12 protein-coding genes are annotated in these 19861 nt (G+C 51.5%); 10 read left to right on the forward strand and 2 right to left on the reverse strand.

The annotated features are described in order from the left end of the window. Nucleotides 1–12 precede the first annotated feature (12 nt). From ARB25_RS05935 to ARB25_RS05960, 6 genes are all read left to right on the forward strand, one after another. Nucleotides 13–1131, forward strand: a complete 1119-nt coding sequence (locus ARB25_RS05935; RefSeq protein WP_055286571.1) for a glycosyltransferase family 2 protein — start codon at nt 13–15, stop codon at nt 1129–1131. Nucleotides 1132–1143: 12 nt separating this feature from the next. After that, nucleotides 1144–2211, forward strand: coding sequence for a glycosyltransferase (locus ARB25_RS05940; RefSeq protein WP_055286573.1), 1068 nt, complete (start codon nt 1144–1146; stop codon nt 2209–2211). Next, the gene (locus ARB25_RS05945; protein ID WP_055286575.1) at nt 2212–4698 is read left to right on the forward strand and encodes a glycosyltransferase family 2 protein; all 2487 of its coding nucleotides are present in this window, start codon (nt 2212–2214) and stop codon (nt 4696–4698) included. Between the two features lie 316 nt (nt 4699–5014). Continuing rightward, complete coding sequence (locus tag ARB25_RS05950; protein WP_082421894.1) at nt 5015–6271, forward strand: hypothetical protein; 1257 nt, start codon at nt 5015–5017, stop codon at nt 6269–6271. An 80-nt stretch (nt 6272–6351) separates the two neighbouring features. Further along, complete coding sequence (locus ARB25_RS09770; protein WP_082421895.1) at nt 6352–8562, forward strand: N-acetylmuramoyl-L-alanine amidase family protein; 2211 nt, start codon at nt 6352–6354, stop codon at nt 8560–8562. Nucleotides 8563–8824: 262 nt separating this feature from the next. Beyond that, complete coding sequence (locus ARB25_RS05960; RefSeq protein WP_082421896.1) at nt 8825–11386, forward strand: GH25 family lysozyme; 2562 nt, start codon at nt 8825–8827, stop codon at nt 11384–11386. Between the two features lie 61 nt (nt 11387–11447). Here ARB25_RS05960 and ARB25_RS05965 read toward each other — a convergent pair whose 3' ends face one another. Together ARB25_RS05965 and ARB25_RS05970 are read right to left on the reverse strand one after the other, a co-directional pair. After that, complete coding sequence (locus ARB25_RS05965) at nt 11448–12389, reverse strand: DMT family transporter (protein ID WP_055286583.1); 942 nt, start codon at nt 12387–12389, stop codon at nt 11448–11450. Nucleotides 12390–12391: 2 nt separating this feature from the next. Further along, nucleotides 12392–14164, reverse strand: coding sequence for a phosphotransferase (locus ARB25_RS05970; RefSeq protein ID WP_055286585.1), 1773 nt, complete (start codon nt 14162–14164; stop codon nt 12392–12394). 165 nt (nt 14165–14329) lie between these two features. Here ARB25_RS05970 and ARB25_RS10140 point away from each other — a divergent pair, with 165 nt between their 5' ends. The 4 genes from ARB25_RS10140 (at nt 14330) to ARB25_RS10005 (ending at nt 19848) form a co-directional block, all read left to right on the forward strand. After that, nucleotides 14330–14668 carry a hypothetical protein gene (locus ARB25_RS10140; RefSeq protein ID WP_172676331.1) on the forward strand — a complete coding sequence of 113 codons (339 nt, stop codon included), beginning with the start codon at nt 14330–14332 and terminating at the stop codon, nt 14666–14668. Then, nucleotides 14644–16500 (forward strand): NlpC/P60 family protein, encoded by a 1857-nt coding sequence (locus ARB25_RS05975; RefSeq protein ID WP_055286587.1) that lies wholly within the window; start codon nt 14644–14646, stop codon nt 16498–16500. The genes ARB25_RS10140 and ARB25_RS05975 overlap by 25 nt, the downstream gene beginning before the upstream one ends. Before the next feature lie 42 nt (nt 16501–16542). After that, entirely contained in the window at nt 16543–18612 is a 2070-nt protein-coding gene (locus ARB25_RS09775; RefSeq protein WP_082421897.1) for a L,D-transpeptidase family protein, read from the forward strand. A gap of 267 nt (nt 18613–18879) precedes the next feature. Then, nucleotides 18880–19848, forward strand: a complete 969-nt coding sequence (locus ARB25_RS10005) for a glycosyltransferase family protein (RefSeq protein WP_156327692.1) — start codon at nt 18880–18882, stop codon at nt 19846–19848. The last annotated feature ends 13 nt before the right edge of the window (nt 19849–19861 follow it).

Raw genomic sequence — 19861 nt, forward strand, 5'->3', positions numbered from 1 at the left:
CAGGAGGTTCTCTTGCAGAACTCTGATACCCCTAAAGTTTCGCTGCTTGTCCCCATTTGCAATGTCGAGCGCTATCTGCGCGAGTGCCTCGATTCCGCCGTGGCGCAGACGCTCGAGGACATCGAGATCATCTGTATCAATGACGGTTCCACCGATAGCTCGCCGGATATCATCCGCGAGTACATGGAGCGCGACCCCCGTGTAAAGATGATCGACAAAGCCAACAGCGGCTACGGCGACTCGATGAACCGCGGTCTGGAGATGGCGCGCGGTGAGTACGTGGGCATTCTTGAGTCCGACGACTTTATGTTTGAGGATTCGCTCCAAAAGCTGGTCGCCAAGGCCGATGCTGAGCATGCCGATGTGGTAAAGGGCGACTTTTATCTGTATTGGTCCACGCCCAGCGAGCGCCGTGAGCTGTTTGGGATCATCGGCGAGTATATGACGGGCGCCGCGTATCGCCCCGTCGATCGCCCGGGCATCTTCTACCGCAAACCTTCCATTTGGTCGGCCATCTATCGGCGCGAGTTCCTCAACGACAATCAGATTCGGTTCCTTCCCACGCCGGGCGCCTCGTATCAGGACGCAGGCTTTAACTTTAAGGTTTGGGCATGCGCCGAGCGTGCAGCGTTTATCGCGGACCCCATTTTGTGCTATCGCCAAGACAACGAGAAGAGTTCAGTTAATTCGCCCAACAAGGTATTTTGCGTGTGCGACGAATACGCCGAGATGCAGCGCTTTTTGGATGAACGTCCCGAGCTCAAGGTTCAGCTCCAGGGCATTTTAATGCGCATGAAGGTCGATACGTATCGCTGGAATGACGAGCGTCTGATCGATGAGCTGCGCGAGCAGTTTTGGGAGAAGGCTTCGCCCGAGCTCAAGGCCGATTGGGATGCCGGTCGCTTTGATCTGTCGCTGTTCGATCCGCGCGGCGAGACCGACTTGCGCCTGATGGTCAAGTCGCCCCGTGCTTATATCGATTCGCGCTTTGACTTTAAGAAGCCCGGCAAGCTCAATACGTTTAAGCACTACTTTAAGATTGGCGGCCTGCCGCTGGTCTGGCGCGTGCTGACGTATCAGCGCACCTACGGCGATAATCCGCATCCCGATGACGTGCCGGCCGCACAGTAGGAGCACTTGGCTATGACTACCCCCAAGATTTCCGTTGTCGTTCCCATCTATAAGGTGGAGGAGTGCCTGGCCTGGTGCCTGGACTCCCTGCTTGCGCAGGACATGCCCGATTGGGAAGGCGTGCTGGTCAACGATGGCTCGCCGGACGGTTCGCGCGATATTGCGGCTGCCTATTGCGAAAAGGACGCGCGCTTTACGTTGGTCGATAAAGAGAACGGGGGCCTGTCGAGCGCGCGCAATGCAGGCATCGCCGCGTCCACGGCGCCTATTGTCGCGTTCTTGGATTCCGACGACCGCTTTACGCCCGATGCATGCCGCGTGATCGTCGATGCCTTTGAGCGCGAGGACTGCGACGTGTTGACCTTTGGCGCGAACCCGTATCCGCTGGAGGCGGGGTATCCGTGGCTTAACTATGTGCTTAGCCCGCGCGATGTGTCGTTTGAGGGCTATAGCTCCGACCTGCTGTTTAAGGAAGCGTCTCGTCCCTTTGCATGGCGCACCGCCTGCAAGCGCGACTTCTTGCTGGGCAACGGGATCGTGTTCGACGAAACCGTTAAGTATGGCGAGGACCAGGTCTTCGACTTTGCCGTGTACGGTCGTTCGCACAAGACCGCGCTTATCTCGAACAAGTTGTACGACTATCGCGTGGCTCGCAAGGGTTCGCTCATGGACACCATGCGCTACGACGACGAGACACGTCTGCTGGAGCACGTGAAGATTTACTCCGCTATGCTGGCTGACTGGCAGCGCGACGGTCTCGACGCACAGCATGCTGATGACCTGGCGTACTTCCTGTGTGATCTGGTGCTGTACGATGCGCTGAGGTTGCTGGGTTCGGACTGCGGCAAAGTGTTTGCTGCCGTTGCCGCGGCGCTTAACGGTTCTGCCGTGGACAACGATGCTGCGCTCGCACAATGTGCTCCTTCGGTTGCCGCCATGGTGCGCGCGGCACTTATCGGTAAGGCCCCTGCTGCTCGTTTGTGCAAAAAGCTCATGTTCGATTACGACGTCTTGAGGTTTGGGCGCCTGGGTGCCTGCAAACGCATGGCAGCGAACGCCCTGGGAAAGCGAGAAGTGTAGATGAGTATCAAACGTTTGGCACTTTGCCGCAGCCAGGGCCGTCTGTTTGTGCTGCTTCGTTTTGCCGGTCAGGATGTCGCCGCGCTTATTGAGCGGGAGGGTTCTCAAGCGTTTGTCCATGCGACGACGAGCGGTTCTCGTGTGCCGTCGCTGGTGCTCCCGGTCGATCATGGCCGTGTGCTGGCGCTTTGCCCTTCCGTTTCCGGTTACGAGCGCGAGCTCGCCGTCATGGTACTTCCGTTTTTGGATGGCTCGTCGATGGATGTCGTTTTTGCATCCGGTGGTCAAAGGTTGGGCTCTATTCGCCTCGATAGCCGCGTGGCCAAGCTGGAATCCAAGATTAACTACAAAGCAAAGCCTGCGCTGTGCGCGCTTATCCGCGATGCGCAGCGTGGCGAATGCTGCGGTCGCTACGAGATCGATGCCATTCGCTATTTGCCGGCAGACTCCGGCGCGGTGTGGCGCTATGAGGTTACCTGGGCGGGAGACCCCCAGTGCGCACCCGAGTTCCAGATCTCCGATACGCATATGAATGCCATCGATGTCACCGTGCATGTGTTTGAGTCGCAGGTCGATGTGCCGCAGCAGGACGGATGCCGCGTCAATAAAACGTTTCTGAGCGTTGAGATGCCTCAGGATATACGAGATTTTGTCGCGATTGTGAGCGATCCCACAGAGCAGATCCAGAGCGGGTTTTGCGCCATGGATGGTCGCCTGTACAACGGCATGGTCGACGACAGCTGGAACCGTATGAAGGACGCGCGTGCAGACGACGCAGCTTATCGACGTTGGTTTGAGCAGCATCGCGCAAAGCCGGGCGATTTGGCGTGCCAGCGTGTCGCTTCGGCGGCCTTTGCCTATAGGCCGCTCGTGAGCATTGTGGTGCCGTGCTACAAGACCGATCGAGTCTACCTGCGCGAGCTGCTGGACTCGGTGCTAGCCCAGAGCTATGACAACTGGGAATTGCTCCTTATGGATGCCTCACCTGAATGGGATGCGGTTGCCGACCTTGCGGCAGGCGCCCACGACGAGCGCGTTCGTCGCTTTGGGCTGCCCGGCAACGGCGGCATTGTGGTCAACACCAACGCGGGTATTGAGCAAGCGATGGGCGACTACATCGCGTTCTTGGACCACGATGACATTCTGGAGCCGGACGCGTTGTTCCACTATGTTGCCGCGCTGAACAATGCTGCCGAGGGCGAGCGTCCCCAGGTCCTGTTCTGCGACGAGGACATGTTTCAGAAAACGGGGGAGTGGGGCCAGCCGGTCTTTAAGACCAAGCTCAATGTAGACTTGCTCTATAGCCATAACTGCGTGACGCATTTCCTGATGGTGGAGAAGGCGCTTATCGATCGCATTGGCACGTCCCCAGAAGACGTTGCGGGTGCCCAGGATTACGACCTGACGCTTCGCTGCCTTGCATCGGGCGCACGGTTTGAGCATATTGCCCACGTGCTGTATCACTGGCGCGTGCATCCCGGTTCTACCGCTGATGGCTCTGCAGATAGCAAGCCGTATGCCATTGAAGCCGGTCGTTTGGCGCTGCAGCGTCACTTTGACTCGCTTGGCGTTCGCGGAACGGTCGAGGAGACCGAGACGCCGTTTGTCTACCGCACGCGTTATGCGCTGCCGGAGCCTGCGCCGCTGGTGAGCATTGTGATTCCCACCAAGGACCACGTTGAGACGCTCGATGCCTGTGTGATGTCGATCGCCCAGAAGGCCACGTATGCCAACTACGAGATCGTCTTGGTGGAGAACAACAGTGAAGATCCGGAGACGTTTGCGTATTACGAAACCCTGCCGGAATGCGTGGCTGCAGCATCCGAAGGCAAGGGCATCGCGCGCGTTGTGTACTGGCCGGGCGAGTTCAATTACTCCCAGATCATCAACTTTGGCGTAGAGCATGCCAAGGGCGACTATCTACTGCTGCTGAACAACGATACCGAGGTCATAAGCCCCGACTTTATCGAAGAGATGATGGGCTATCTGCAACGTCCCGATGCGGGTGTGGTGGGCGCCAAACTCTACTTTGCCGATCATCTGGTGCAACATGCCGGCATTTTGGTTGGCGTGCGCGGCGCACTTGCCCATGCCAACCAGGACTTCTCGGCAAAGCGCGAGGGCTATCTTGCCCGTGCCGTTCGCCCGGGCAACTTTAGCGCCGTGACGGGTGCCTGCCAGATGGTGCGACGCGACGTATTTGAGCGCGTCGGCGGCTACAACGAGGAATTCGCCGTCGGTTTTAACGACGCTGACTTTTGCCTGCGCGTGTGGGATGCCGGCTACCGCACCATCTTTACGCCCTATGCAGAGCTGTACCACTACGAGTTCACCTCGCGCGGCAGGGAAGAGGCCAACGAGGAAAAACTGCGCCGCTGGAAACGTGAACAGGCGCTGTTCATGCAACGCTGGCCTGAGTTCTTCTTGGGAGGCGATCCGTGGCTCGGACCAAACCTATCCTCCGACAGTGAGTACTTCTCGCTTTAGAGCGAAGTAATTCCAAGATCCGGCAAAGTATCCTCAAGAGCTGCAAGAGCGGTGGGGTTCAAGTCCTCCTCGTTGAAGCGGCTCTTGTCATATCGAAAACGTGTGTCAGGATTTTTTAGGTGGCCGTATTAATTAAATTGGTTCGCTTCTGTGCTCGGTTTGACTCAGAAGCTATTTAGCGTAACGGTTGAGGTGTGGCGACTCATATTTAAATTGCAGTCACAAAGACACCTTTTATCGATTTCCCGTTGAAATACTGAATTGATAGTTTAAAAATAACTTAAGAGAGCCTTAAATCTCGGAGAAAGGATGTCGTATGAAAAACCTTCGAGAAAGATGGCGCGGACTAACAGTGCTGGGAGTTGTTGCATTTGCCGCTGCCTGCATGACGGTTGCCCCGGTGCCCTCATTTGCTGATATTGCTGGCGGTGGCGGAGGCGGTGGACCGATTACGGAATGGTGTTCCGACGGTCGTCCGAAGACTGGACTCGTTCGGTGCGAGGACGGCAACCTTCGCTATTTCGATCCCGAAACTGGCGCCATGGTCACGAACCAGTGGCATAACGAATACGAAGCTGTCTGGTACTATTTTGGCGCTGACGGGACCGCGGTGTCGGGCTGGCAGTCTATCGGTGGGGACAAGTATTACTTCTATCCCGAAAACCATGATATGGCATACGGCCGAGTTCAGATTGACGGCAAGAACTACTTCCTGAACACCCCTGGTGCCAACGCCGATGGCCGCATGCAGCATAGTGGCTGGTTCTACGACTCCATCTACGGAAAGTGGTCCTATGCGACCTCCGACGGTGAGCTATTGACCGGTTGGCATAATCTCGGCGGGGCTTGGTACTATTTCAACGAATCTGGGGTCATGCTGACTGGCTGGATCAACGATTCGGGTACCTGGTACTACACTAATGCCTCCGGTGCGATGGTCACTGGCTGGCTCAACATCGGCGGTACGTGGTTCTACCTCGACGGCTCGGGCGCCATGGTCGCTAACAGCTGGCGCAGCCTCGGCGGCTCCTGGTACTGGTTCGGCGACTCCGGTGCAATGGCCACTGGCTGGTTCTTGGCAGGCGGCTCTTGGTACTATGCGAGCGGTTCGGGCGCCATGGCAACCGGCTGGCTCAGCAATGGCGGCACGTGGTATTGGCTCGGAGGTTCGGGCGCTATGGCCTCTAACTCTTGGGCTAACGTTGGTGGAGTTTGGTACTGGTTCGGCGACTCCGGCGCGATGGCCACCGGCTGGCGTCAGGTCGGCGGCGCCTGGTACTACTTTAGCGGTTCCGGCGCTATGGCTCACGACGCCTGGGTCGGCGACTACTACCTCCAGTCTTCCGGTGCCATGGCTACGAATGCCTGGGTTGGCTCCTACTATGTCGGCGAGGACGGCAAGTGGATTCCGGGCTACGGTTTAGTTTGGTATAAGAACGGTAGCGATGTTTACCATACGCATAAGTGCCGTACCGTTGGTAAGGACGCAAAGGGCTATTCGCAGATCTCTATTCAGGAGGCCCAGAGGCGTGGCGCTTCACGAGAGTGCAAAAACTGCCAGCAAATTGGCTAGCACATTACTGAGCTAGTTTTGATTGAGGCCCCGTTGCCCTGAAGCGACGGGGCCGCTGCGTGATTGGATACCGTGCTGTTATGAAGAAATGGTCATTCGGAGTGCTGGCTTTTTCGGGCCTCATTTCTTTTGGGCTCCTTTTGGGTTCGCCCTCGATGTTATACGCCCTTGATTCGAATAACACTGACGAAGGTCCCGCATCTAACGTTGCTATTGCTTCTGTCGAGTCAGGCGTTGATGCTCAGCGCGAATCGACCTTCGCTGTCGAGCAGAACTCTCAGGTGGATAATGAGACCCCTTCCGAGGTTTCGAATCAAATTATTTGGCATCAGGGGTGGATATCACCCGAAGAAGGGGCTGGTTTTTGGCGTTGGGGCTTGTCCGACGGAACAATCGCTGTTTCTTCTTGGAGACATATAGACGGTAGCTGGTACTGGTTTGACGACGAAGGTCGAATGGCTCAGGATGGGTTGGTTCAAGTCGGGGGTGCGACGTATGCCTTCTCCTCTTCGGGCGCAATGCGTGTCGGCTGGTACCTAGATTCTACGGGCTCCACTTCTGCTTGGCGTTATTTCTCCGGTTCTGGCGCCATGGTAAAAGGCTGGCTTTCAGACGGCAGCAACTGGTATTGGCTGGATGATGAGGGCAAGATGGTCCACGATGCGATGCTGCAGATTGGGGGAGCCACGTATGGATTCTCTTCTTCTGGTGCAATGCTTATCGGATGGCATCTTGATGCTTCTGTCTGGCATTATTTTTCCGGCTCTGGCGCTCTGGTAAAGGGCTGGCTCTCGGATGGGGGTCGTTGGTACTGGCTTGATCCTGCAGACGGTTCTATGGCCACCGGGCTGAATGAATGCAATGGCACCTCTTATATCTTTAACAGTTCAGGGGCCATGCTATCCTCCCAGTGGGCACTTATTGACAACAACTGGTATTACGCTGACTCCAACGGCTTACTGCATGGAGGTTGGTTACTTCTAGGGAATTCTTGGTATTACCTGGATCCAGGAAGCCATATTATGCTCACGGGCTTTGTGCAAGTGGGCTCGTCCACCTATTTCCTTACGAGCTCAGGTGCCATGGCAACAGGCTGGGCACTTGCTGATGGTACTTGGTATTACGCCGCATCAAACGGAGCTATTCAACGAGGGCGATGGATAAAGTCCGGAAGCGCCTGGTATTACCTTGATGATGTATCCGGCGCAATGCGTACTGGTGAATTTGCGGTAGGAAGCAAGCGCTATTTTTCTTATGATTCCGGTGCAATGGCATCTTCGTGCTGGATCAACTTGAACGATGGTATGGCATGGGCGAATTCGTCTGGAGCACTGAGCGAGCCGTTGCCTACTTCATCTGATGGATCTCCTGTAGTCGCTGATCGTACTGACTCGTCTTCATTGCCAGGTGTGATTCATATTGGAGATGCGGTTTTCTATGCGGATGCGAATGGTGTCGTTAACGTGGCGTCTGGTTGGATTATGTCGAAAGACGCTTCTGACGAAAGTGGCAATACTTGGTACTACGCATCTTCCAATGGTGTCCTTAAGTCTGGTTGGCAATATGTCAACGGTGCGTGGTATTGGATGGACCCTTCCACATTCAAGATGAAAACTGGATGGCTTAATGACGGCGGTACGTGGTACTGGCTCCAGCCTTCGGGTGCCATGTTTGCTAACGGGTGGCTGAAAATCGATGGCGTTGACTATTACTTCAATGCAAGTGGTGCATGGTTGAATACGTCTGGTTCTGTTTTGGGGGTCAATAGGTCCAGCTTGGTCAATTGGCTTATGAGCCACGAAAACGACGGCTATTACCGTGGAACACGCTACGACACGCATCTCAGCCAGGAAACGTGCATGTACCCAAAGGGTGATCCGCGTTGGGACGGTTATACGGGCATGAATTGTGGTGGATTTGTATCGCATGCATATATGAAGGCGGGCGGGAATTTAGCTCCCATTGCCGCCGAGCAGAGCCATTCCCCTTGGAGTGGAGGTCCCGGAAGGGGCGGCTGCGTAAACGCTTATCGTTGGTACGGCTACGCTATCGATACGTGTGCGAACGTGACTTATTTCAACTCTATTGATGAGTTGTTACGTAGCGGTTTGGCTCGTAAGGGGGACATTGTATTCTTCAATCCTTACAACCCATATGCGGACGATAGCCACATTGGCTTTTTCTGGGGCAATTCGCCGAGCGAAAACTTGTTTTGGCATAGTGACGGTTATGGAAACCGTATTTCTGGTTTGACTGCTTTGGGTCCATCGAAAGTAATATTGATTCGTTAGAATTCCGAGTTGTAGGGGACTCTCTGGGCCCCCTGCCTTTTTGACATCTGGTTTGAAAGCTAACTGATGTCGGCATTCTTTGGGCAAAGAGTAGGGACCAGGAGTCCTTGGTTTCACCCTGCTGGGAAGTTCTTGTTTACATTGTGGTATTGCGTGCAGTTATTTGTCGTCCTAGATGGCGCCTTGTCCAGTTGGATGTTCGGGAATCCTTCACAGCCATGCTGTAAGCTAGACGCAAACAAGAACGAATGACGAGGTTTACATGAGCAAACATCTTAAGTTATTTTCGGCATTGTTGGTGCTGATGGTCCTTGCGCCCATTTCTGTGTTTGTTTTTCCTTCGAACGCGGAAGCTGCGCGGTCCCTAGTTGAGAATTCCTGGCGTTATGAGGATGGACAATTGGTCGCAGAGGATGTTTCTTCCGAAGAAGATGGAATAGCCTTATTGTCCATGGACATTCTTCCCGATGGGGCTACGGCGCAGGGCATCGATGTCAGTGAGCATCAAGGACGTATTGACTGGAATGCTGTTAAGGCTTCTGGTATCGATTTCGCTATTCTGCGTGTTGGATTTGGCGCTCCATCTTGGGGCGGTCGAGTTGACTATCAATTTAATCGAAATATTTCTGAGTGCGAGCGACTCGGAATTCCTTACGGCGTCTATATCTATTCATATGCTTTTGATAATCAACAGGCAGCCGATGAGGCGTCCATGGTGATTGACTGCCTATCGGGGCACAATCCTAGGCTACCGGTGTATTACGATCTTGAGGACAAGACAATTATTGCAGATGGTCGTCAATCCGGAATTGCATCTAGAGCTCAGACATTCTGTAATAAGATTTCTAGTGCTGGATATAAGCCAGGCATTTATGCAAACCTAAATTGGTTTAACAATATATTGACCGACCCTGTATTTAAGAGCGGTTCTTGGGATCATTGGATTGCTCAATACAACTCCCAATGTCACTATACCGCCAGTTACAGCTTTTGGCAGTATACAAGCCGCGGAAAAGTTTCTGGTATTAGCGGAAATGTTGATATGAATTACGCGTATGTTGATGTCTCTCTTTATTACTGGCAGTTAAAAGAGGGCACTTGGTATTACGCAACCTCTGACGGCAAAGCGTATACCGGATGGTTGCGCCAGGGCGGAGCCTGGTATTGGCTCGACCCCGACGCGGGCGGTGTAATGGCCACCGGGCTCTACGAGTGCAACGGCTCCATGTACTGGTTCAACGCCTCCGGCGCGATGGCGACCGGGTGGGTCCTCGACGGCGGGACCTGGTACTACGCGACTGGCTCCGGCGCGCTGGCGCGCGGCCCCGTATCCGTCGGCGGCGTGCCCTACTGCTTCGACGCCCGGACGGGTGCCATGCTGACGGGCTACCAGACGGACGCGCAGGGCGTCCGCCGCTACTTCGGCAGCTGCGGCCCCCTTAACGGCTGGGGCCTCGTCGACGGCTCCTGGTACTGGTTCGCTGACGGTATCGCCTCGACCGGCTGGCTTTACACCGGCGGTTCCTGGTACTGGCTCGAGCCCGACGCGGGCGGCGCCATGGCGACGGGCCTCCATTCGTGCCACGGCTCCGCGTACTGGTTCAATGACTCCGGCGCGATGGCGACCGGATGGGTCCTCGACGGCGGCACCTGGTACTACGCGACGGGCTCCGGCGCCCTCGCCTCCGGCTGGCTCAACCTAAACGGTGCGTGGTACTGGCTCGATCCCTCGACGCACGCCATGGCCACGGGCGTTCAAACTATCGGATCATGTGAATACATATTTAATAGTACCGGCAAGATGATGGCTAATTGCTGGTCAAACGGTGATGGGTCTTGGATGTATCATTCGTCATCCAGCGGCGCAATTGACCTTAAAGGCATCATGACCGATTCGGGAATCCAGCTGATTGACGACGACGGTAATGCCAGAACTGGTTGGATTGAGAGTCAGGGTGCTCGATATTATTGTTCTGCTAGTGGAGTAATTCTGACTGGGTGGCAGCAAATTGCTGGGTCTTGGTATTACTTTAACCCGGATGGTCGAATGGCGACCGGCTGGCTTAACGATGGCAGCAACTGGTACTTGCTGGATTCCGCTTCTGGCGCGATGAAAACGGGATGGCTTTCCCTTGGGGGCACATGGTATTACCTTGATGTCGCACGTGGGGGAGTAATGTTGAGTAACGGTTGGTATTGGATCGGCTCTACTGACTACAAGTTCAGTTCATCCGGCGCAATGGTTGGCGCTTGGGTCGATGTCCCGTGCTATTCGCAGTACCCGGAACTTCCTACTGGCTGTGAGTCGGTTGCCCTTACAAACTTGCTTAACTACTATGGTTTCGGTTTAGGTAAGACGATTATTGCGGATTACTATTTGCCCAAGGGAAGCAATGGCAATTTTGTTACCGCTTTTGATGGCAATCCAAGGCGTAGCAGCGGGGGTCTCATGGGATGCGTCGCACCTGCGATTACTATTGCTGGTAATAACTTTCTGCGTGCTGCTGGAAGTGGCAAGCAGGCAAAAGACGTTTCTTTCTCGTCAATTTCTTCCATTAAGAACAGGCTGACCTGTGGTCAACCTGTTGAGATGTGGAATACCGAATGGGGAAGTTGGCCAGGAGGCCGTTATGCTGCGCGTTGGTATAACGGGCATTCCTATGGTCTGTGGGGCGGTAATCATGCCGTAGTCCTTAAAGGCTATGATGACGAGCAGGGAATTGTCTATCTTTCGGATTCGATTAACGGCAATGTTACGCGAAATGCCCAAGTGTTCTTCGGCACGTGGCAACAGATGGATAGCCAGGCCGTGGTAATTGAATAGCCATGATGCTAAAAGGGGAGAGCTCGACGAGCTCTCCCCTTTTGCTATTTTGTTAATCTAGCTACGCCGTCTTCTTACGTCCAAATAGTTCGTCCCAGTTACTGGCTGCCAAAACTGTTCCGCATACAATTACAACGCAGCAGATTACGGATGCCATGTCGGGAATTGTTCCAAGCAAGATCAGGCCAAAGACCACTGACCATGCCGAATAGGAGATATTCAGAGCCATCGCACGCGCTGCTCCGATTGCCGCAATGCCCTTGTAATAGAACAGATAGGATGCAGTTCCTGCGAGTCCGGCGAGTGCAATAATCAATGTGGGCATGCTTGGGATAGCGCCCAACGTGAAATGCCATGCTCCGAAGAGGGGGAGTACGAGCGCTCCATAAACAAGCGCACTTGTAGTTTCGCGGATTTGCAAAGCTGTTTCGTCATCAACGGCATCATCTTTCATTCCCCATGCGCACAGCACCGCTTCGGATCCCCATCCAATAACGGCAAGCACCGCGCCGAGTAAGCCGAGGGGGGCATTTGCAATTTCGCTCGATCCGGCCGATAGATAGCCCATCGTCATTACACCGCAAAGAGCAACGAGAAGGGAAAGAATCTGGCCTTTGCCCGTTTTCTCCTTCAGCAGTACGAAGGAAAGGAATGCTCCGACTGCGGGATAGAAGGCGGAGATGATTGCCGTGTAGGCAGCTCCGATGTTATTAATTGCCAATACGTAGCCGGTCATTCCGATAGGTCCACCGAGTAGGGCGCCGGCGATGACGACCTTGCCCGAACGAGTTTTAAGTGCAGCGAGCGTGTCTTTTAGTCTGCCTCGGACTCCCATGTAGCCAAAGAGCCAAATTGCACAGAAGGCATCATGGAGAAAGGATCCAGCAATGGAGGCGCATGCAAGCGCTTCCGCCGATCCAATATAGGGCGCAAGCGCCAAGCCGATTCCAAGAATTACTGTATCAAGGCCCCAAAGAAGACCGCTAAAAAAGCCGAATTGCATCGTTACTCACCTTTCCGATAGATCTCCAGTGCCTTTTTGAGGTATTTGGCACCGTAATTGAAGTAGATATAGAGCCATTCGCCCACGAAGTCGCCTTCGGCTTCTTTCAGAAGAGACCAGAGGTACCAGCACCATCCTGCAAGGGCAATGTGCGCATAGTTATGCGCAATTTCGTTGTTTGTTGCCTTGCGCCCAAAATATGCATCAAGCGCGCGGTCGACTTCATCTTCGGAAAGCTCACAGCAGACACTGCACGTTCCAAAATCGTTCGCGTAATCGCTCATGCCAGCATATTCCCAGTCAATGAGATAGTACTTGTCGTTTTCATCGATAAGGAAATTGAGGTAAAAGAAGTCATTGTGACAAAGGCATTTTGGCGCATTGTCGGCCTGAACAAAGTGCTCCAATTCATCGATTTCGGCGGCCATTTCCCTGTAGCCTGGAATGTCGATGGGACCTTTTTCCAGAAGAAGTGATTCGTAGCGCTTCGCTTCGAGGTAGAAGTCAAATTCGGTTTCGACATTTGCACCGCTCTCGTGAAGCGAACGACACATCTGCATCATTCGATTCATTTGGGCAGCATCGTGCGGATCAGGCTGCTTTGCGTTGGGTACAAACTTCGAAATTTTCCAACCGCGCATTGGGTCCTCATGAATGAACGTATCGTCAAGGCCGAGTTCCTTGGCCTGTTTAAGTGCGGCTACTTCTCCATTTCTGTTAATAAGCAGTTCGGTTCCGACTCCCGGATGGCGGTAAACGTACTCTCCATCATTGGTTCTAAAGTGGCACGATAGATTCGTAAGGCCTTGTTTAAGGGGATAAACGTCGTGAATCTCTGATTTGGAACAGCCGAGCACTTGCTCGATGTTATCGAAAATGTCGGAGTCAACGTTTTCGATAAAATGCGGATCAAAGACACGCAGCTCATCAAGAGAATCGAATTCGTTAATCTCGCCCTCAGGATACTTTTTGATCACCATATCGAGCTCCTTGATGTGCTCGATATATAGATCTTCCCAAAGCTTGTCCGTTGTTTCGGGCTTGTTATATTCCGTTTCAAGAATCTGCTTAAATGCAAGTGAGAAGGCTTTATCAAAGTAGACATGTCCGAGCATATACCAAGCATCGGAACCGCCAATCGTAACATTGGTGATTCTATCCATTGCTCCCGTTTGAATGCACCATTCTTTGGTGGCGCCTTCAGCATATTGAGCAGAATAAAATGCTTTCCAAACATATGCTTCAAACGGATTGTTTAGAAGGTAATCATCGCTTGAGCAAATGTAGGTGTTGCCAAGCCGCTCTTTTACGCACATAAGCGATGCGTGGTTATTTTTGGATGCGTATTCGTTGTTGACGACAATCGAAACGCCGAACTTGCTTTCAAGATAGAAGAAATACTCTTTTTTATAGCCGACAACGACGGTGATATTGCTGATACCCGCGTCTTGCAGCTGCCTAATCTGACGCTCAATGAGAATCTCACCACGTACTTTTAAAAGGCCTTTGGGCTTTTCATACGAAATAGGAGCAAAGCGGCTCGAAAGCCCCGCAGCTAATATCACTGCGTTTTCAACCTTATAGGGGTGAAGTGCTTCGTAACCGCTGTCGGTTAGGCTGTCCGATTCGAGAAGGCCTTCATCCGTAAGCTCTTTATTTGCTGCGTTTACCGATCCAAGTGAGAGGCCAGTGCGCTCGGCAACTTCTCGCTGGCTGGCATATGGGTTCTTTAGGTATTCGTACAGAACAGTAAAGTTACGCTTGGTCAGTTCCACTGCAGGCCTCCAATTAAGATGTTCATTGCTTAGGGAGAGAATAGAATGATTGAACGTTATGTTCAATTTAATATATTTATCTACATAGACTGAACAGACAGTAACGAAAATCAATCCTGGAATGTGGATTAAAATAAATAAATGAGATATCTGGGAGGGTCGCTTATGTATCGATTCGAAAAGAAGGCCACGCTTGTTTGTGCTGCAGCGTCATTAATCACTGCTTGCTGCTTGCCCCTGAGTGCGAATGTCGCGTTTGCACAGGATTCCGTTGAGGCTCAGAGTATTGAGTCAAAATCGGATTTTTCTTCTGTGGTTTCCGATGATTTGCAACCTGATAATTCTTCCGTCATAAAAGATGGCTGGCAACGAGACGAGTCGTCTGGAGTTTGGTATTACGGAAAAACGGTAAACACCAAACTGGCTGGCTGCAAAGCGGGGGCTATTGGTATTGGCTTGATCCAGCCAATGATGGTGCAATGCAGACAGGTTATTTCAGTGTGACCGATGCTGGCGGATCGACTACTTCGTTTTATGCGAATGACGGTAATGACGCTACACCTTATGGCGCGCTATATCAGAGCTGCTGGTTACGTAACTCTGACGGAAAATGGTTTTATGCCAATGCTGGAGGCGACTTAGCTGCTGGTTGGTTTTATCAAAACGGCACATGGTATTACCTGGATCCTACCACCCATGTAATGCAGGTTGGTTTTGTCGACCTCGGGAGCGGGAAATACTATTTAGATGCTTCTGGTGCTATGAAGACTGGCTGGATTCTCGTTGACGGGAATTGGTACTGGGCTCATTCATCGGGCGTACTTGCCTCGTCATGGCAGACGATAGGTGGGACTCGCTATTATTTTGACCCACAGACGCTCATCATGCTCAAGGGCCGTCAAAAGATTGAAGGCTGTACCTACATTTTTGGTGACTATGGCCTTGCAAATGGATGGTACAAGGATGGAGCAGATTGGCATTACTGCTCTAACGGTATTGCGGCTACTGGCTGGAAACTCGTTAACGGTGCTTGGTATTATCTCGACCCAGCTTCCGACGGCAAAATGTTCGTTGGGTATTTAGACCTTGGTAACACGGCATATTATTTGAACCCCAATGGGGCTATGGCTGTTGGTTGGGCTCAGTCCGAGGACGGCTGGTATTTCGCCTCCCAATCTGGCGCACTTATTTCTGGCTGGTATAAAGAAGGCGCGAGCTGGTATTACTTGGACCCTGTTGGCCATCTCATGAAAACGGGCTTATTTGAGGTGGGCGGCAACGATTGTTTTGCAAACCAGAGCGGTAGGCTTGTGGTTTCAAGCTGGGTTACCGTTAATGACGGCGTTCAAAGATACGCCGATGATAATGGATATCTTTGCAAGGATGTGATTCGCGAAAACGGCACTATCCTAAAAATCGCTGGAGCTGATGGTTGGCAGGTTGCTTCCGGCTGGGTTAATGTCGCAAATTTAAGGTTTTACGCTGAGCCCGGAACGGGTGCCATTCATCGTGGATGGCTGAAGATTGACGGCGATTGGTATTGGCTTGATGCCGATTCTGGCGTGATGAAGTTCGGATGGGTTTTTACTGGCGGTACATGGTATTACCTAAACGCTGACGGAAAAATGGCAACTGGTTGGAAAAGCCTGAATGGAACATGGTATTACCTTGAGTCCAATGGAAGCATGCATGTTGGCTGGCTTAAAGATTCGGGTAAGTGGTATTGGTTAGACGGCAGCGGCGCTATGGCAACGGGCGCAAGGACCATCGATGGCGTTCGTCGAGTTTTCTGGAGCGATGGCCAGTGCGACAAAGTTGGCTGGCAAAATCCATCCCAGTATCCTCAGGTCAGTTCTTGGACTGTTCAGCTGCCTAGCTATTGCACCGGATACTTTACCTATGTGACCCCTTCTCGCATTTCTGTCGAAGCAACGCGGGAAGATTGCGTGAACGCCTTTATTCAGCGCGCCTATGAGTATATCGGTACGCAATATATTGAGCCTTGGTCTACCGCTCCCGGTGGAGCTGTTGATTGCTCTGGTTTTGTCTTGCAGTGCCTTTATGCTACTGGCATGGATATGGGTGTTTACAACCCTTATAACCATCGCTGGGATCCAAGCCAAACCTATAATTCCATGAATTGGTATCGAAGCAATATCTTTATGCCCGTGAGCACGAGCTCGATTCAACGCGGCGATGTGATTTATTACCGCGGTCATATTGCAATTGCACTTGGCGGCGGTATGATGATCGACTCCTGGCCTCATCAGGGTGTCGGAATTCATCCTATTAGCGCAAGGGGAAATGTAATCGGCGCAGCTCGTCCGTTTATTTAATAGATTCCCTGCAAGACAGTCGGTACCGGTTGGGGGCCTGAAATGAATACTCGGTTTGATCATCGAATTTGCTGGCGAGTAATTGGCTTGATGCTATTTTCCGCCTTACTCTCAGTTACAGCCCCCGCATTTTCTTGCACTGCTTATGCCGTGGAAGAGGGGGCGGATAACGGTGTCGTAGAGCGCGACTCGACAGGAGGGTCGGGAGCATTTGTCGATGGCGGTTGCTCTCAAGATTCCAGTGATTGTGCCGGCAAAACATCGGAAGATTCGAACCAACAGGTTGTCGAAAGCCAAGAACCGTCGAGGACAGAAAAGCTATCTGGATGGCAATGGAACGGTTTGTCCTGGTATTACTATCTTGACGGCTGTCGTTTGACCGGAATGCAGAATATTGACGACTCGTTGTACTATTTGGACCCCGCTCGTGACGGTGCAATGAGCTGCGGCTGGATTTTTACTGACAATAAGTGGTATTACGCGAGTCCATCAGGCGCTTTGGCAAGTGGCTGGCAGTTTATAGGAGGTCAATGGTACTGGTTTGACTCCCTTAACAGCTGTTCTATGGCTACTGGTCGACGTGTTATTGATGGGCATCCTTATCTTCTTGGAGCCTATGGGCTGATTAATGGATGGTGTCTTGATAACGGTTTATGGTATTGGGGTTGCAATGGTGAAGTTTTAACAGGCTGGCTCCAAGCTGACAATAGTTGGTATTGGCTTGATCCCGCCAATGATGGCGCCATGTCTAGGGGTATCGTTTCCGTCGGTTCGTCTCGTTACTATTTATCTGATTCCGGCGCAATGGTTGTAGGCTGGGCGTTTGATGGTACGGACTGGTATTACGCTGACGGTTCCGGCGCACTTGCGTCGGGCTGGCGTTCGGTGAACGGCGCTTGGTATTGGCTTGATGTCGCAAATGACAATAGAATGGTTACCGGCTTTTATGTCATCGGATCCAATCGGTATCATTTTTCTTCAACGGGAGCGCTGTCACTCGGCTGGTTTATGAGCGATGGAGACTGGTATTACGCTGAGCCTTCTCATGCCTCGGGCATTGTAAAGACGGGATGGCTGAAGGACGGTAGTCAATACTATTATCTCGATCCTGCCGCCGACGGTAGAATGCTGCTTGGCCATTTCTCTGTAAATGGGAAAAGCTATTATGCAAAAGCTTCAGGCGCTGTTGCTTGTCGTGAATGGGTAGATGCTCAGGGCTCGTATGCAGAAGAGTCGTCTAAGGCTTTTGCTGGTTCTGATTGCTCATTGTGTGGAGCATTGCGTAATGGAAAACTGTTTACATCAAACGGCGATGGCGAATTAGCCGAAGCTCACGGGTTTGTGACGCTTGGGGGCTGCAAGTTCTATGCTGATCCAACCGATGGCTCCCCCTGCGTTGGATGGAAGAGCGTAAATGGAAAATGGTATTTCTTTGATGAGACCGCTGGCTATGCACGATCTGGCTGGCTGTACAAGGATAGCTCCTGGTTCTATTTGGACCCATCTACCTACGTTATGAAAACCGGCTGGCTTTCCGTTAACGGATCTTGGTATTACTTGAATTCGTCTGGTTATATGCAAACAGGGTGGCTTAACCTGGGGGGTACCTGGTATTGGCTTGACGCTAGTGGCGCCATGGCTACTGGCTGGCGCGTTGTGGACGGATCCTGGAATTACTTCATGGCCAACGGTGCGTGGGTGTCAGACTATATGGACGCTAAAGCTCAAAGTTATTCAAGCAATACAAATTGGTTGATACTTGTCGATACGTCACGTTGTGTTACGAGCATTTATACTGGGTCATGGAATAATTGGACCTTAAACCGTCGATATCTATGCTCGACGGGCAAAGCCAGCACACCTACGGTGAAAGGGGAGTACCAAGTCTACGGAAAGGGATACTCCTTTGGACATGGATATACTTGCTATTACTACACGCAGTTCTATGGTGATTACCTGTTCCATTCCTCGCCCTACTACGTTAACAGCAACCGCGTAATGGATCCCACGATGGGTGTTCCATCCTCTGCGGGATGTGTTCGCCTTGAGATTCAGAACGCAAAATGGATTTACGATAATATTCCTTATGGAACAAAGGTTGTTACGTATTAAGAGATTTCTGCATCAATATCTTCAACGGAAGAATAAGTCGCATGTCTTTTGTAAGAGGGTCAAGTTTCGTACTGGTTTGATGAATGGACGATTCATCAAAGATATCTACTAAGTGTATTAATTAGTCTGGGCATTGGAGTAATTCAAGAGATGAAAAAAACCTGTTTTGTTCTTAGTGGTAATGCGTATCTATGTCCTTATTTGTTCAACTTTTATGTCGATAATACTCCCGGGGAAAAATACCTTGTCTACTGGAATAGGGATGGCGTGGAAGAGACGCTAGGGTCGATTAAGGGCATTGAATATGCTAAGCCCTGCCCAGATACTGGTTTATTACGCAGGCTTTACAGTTATTTTGCCTATATGTTGTTTGTAAATAAACAGCTATTAAATAGTGATTTTGATCACATAGTTTTACTTAATACTATTGCTGGTTATTTTGCGTTTCCTGCACTGCTTATTAAGTATCGCAAACGCTATGTAATGGATGTTCGAGATTACGGAGGAGAGTTTAATCCGATTCTGGGCCTCATGTCTCGCGCTATAGTGTCCTTTGCTGGAATCGTGGTGCTTTCATCACGTTTTTATGCCGCTTTTCTCGCCCCTTCTGAATACAGTTATGTCCACAATCTACAGCGACCGTCATTCTCTGATCTTGATGCTAGTTCATGTGTGAATAGTTTAAATGGCAATCCTTCTTTACCGATCGTGATTGCATTCATTGGTAGTGTTGGCCAGTATATTGAGCAACATGTTAAGTTGATTAATATGTTTAAAAATGATTCACGTTTCCGTTTGATGTTTGCAGGAGCTGGATCTGAAAAGCTAAAGGATTATTGTAGAAATAATCACGTAGAAAACGTCCAACTGTTAGGGAGGTTTGCACCTGAAAAAATGTACTCTTTATATACAGGAGTCAACATAATCCACAATCTGTACGGCAATGGGGATCCATTTCTCGATTACGCTATCTCTAACAAAATGTATATAGCTGCCCAGCTTCATATGCCAATTCTTGTTTGCCCGAATACCGCAATGGAAACAATGGCAAGTGATTATGGTATTGGTTTTACACTTGATTTAGATAATACAAATGTTAATTGGCCCGATTTATTGTTCGAATACTATACCAGTCTAGATTCGAATAGCTTTATTAAGGGTTGCGAGAAATTGTTAACCGATGCATATGATGACAATCAGAACTATTCGGATAGATATACTTCGTTCATTTCTTAAGGCTTGGTTTTTT

Origin of the sequence: Collinsella aerofaciens, assembly GCF_001405375.1 — a bacterium.
In the GTDB taxonomy this organism is placed as follows: Bacteria; Actinomycetota; Coriobacteriia; order Coriobacteriales; family Coriobacteriaceae; genus Collinsella; species Collinsella aerofaciens_F.

Excerpts from the sequence above, each read along its gene's own strand:
- ARB25_RS05940 (WP_055286573.1), top strand. The coding sequence starts at position 1,144 with ATGACTACCCCCAAGATTTCCGTTGTCGTTCCCATCTATAAGGTGGAG.
- ARB25_RS05945 (WP_055286575.1), top strand. The coding sequence starts at position 2,212 with ATGAGTATCAAACGTTTGGCACTTTGCCGCAGCCAGGGCCGTCTGTTT.
- ARB25_RS05950 (WP_082421894.1), top strand. The coding sequence starts at position 5,015 with ATGAAAAACCTTCGAGAAAGATGGCGCGGACTAACAGTGCTGGGAGTT.
- ARB25_RS09770 (WP_082421895.1), top strand. The coding sequence starts at position 6,352 with ATGAAGAAATGGTCATTCGGAGTGCTGGCTTTTTCGGGCCTCATTTCT.
- ARB25_RS05960 (WP_082421896.1), top strand. The coding sequence starts at position 8,825 with ATGAGCAAACATCTTAAGTTATTTTCGGCATTGTTGGTGCTGATGGTC.
- ARB25_RS05965 (WP_055286583.1), bottom strand. The coding sequence starts at position 12,389 with ATGCAATTCGGCTTTTTTAGCGGTCTTCTTTGGGGCCTTGATACAGTA.
- ARB25_RS10140 (WP_172676331.1), top strand. The coding sequence starts at position 14,330 with ATGTATCGATTCGAAAAGAAGGCCACGCTTGTTTGTGCTGCAGCGTCA.
- ARB25_RS05975 (WP_055286587.1), top strand. The coding sequence starts at position 14,644 with ATGCAGACAGGTTATTTCAGTGTGACCGATGCTGGCGGATCGACTACT.
- ARB25_RS09775 (WP_082421897.1), top strand. The coding sequence starts at position 16,543 with ATGAATACTCGGTTTGATCATCGAATTTGCTGGCGAGTAATTGGCTTG.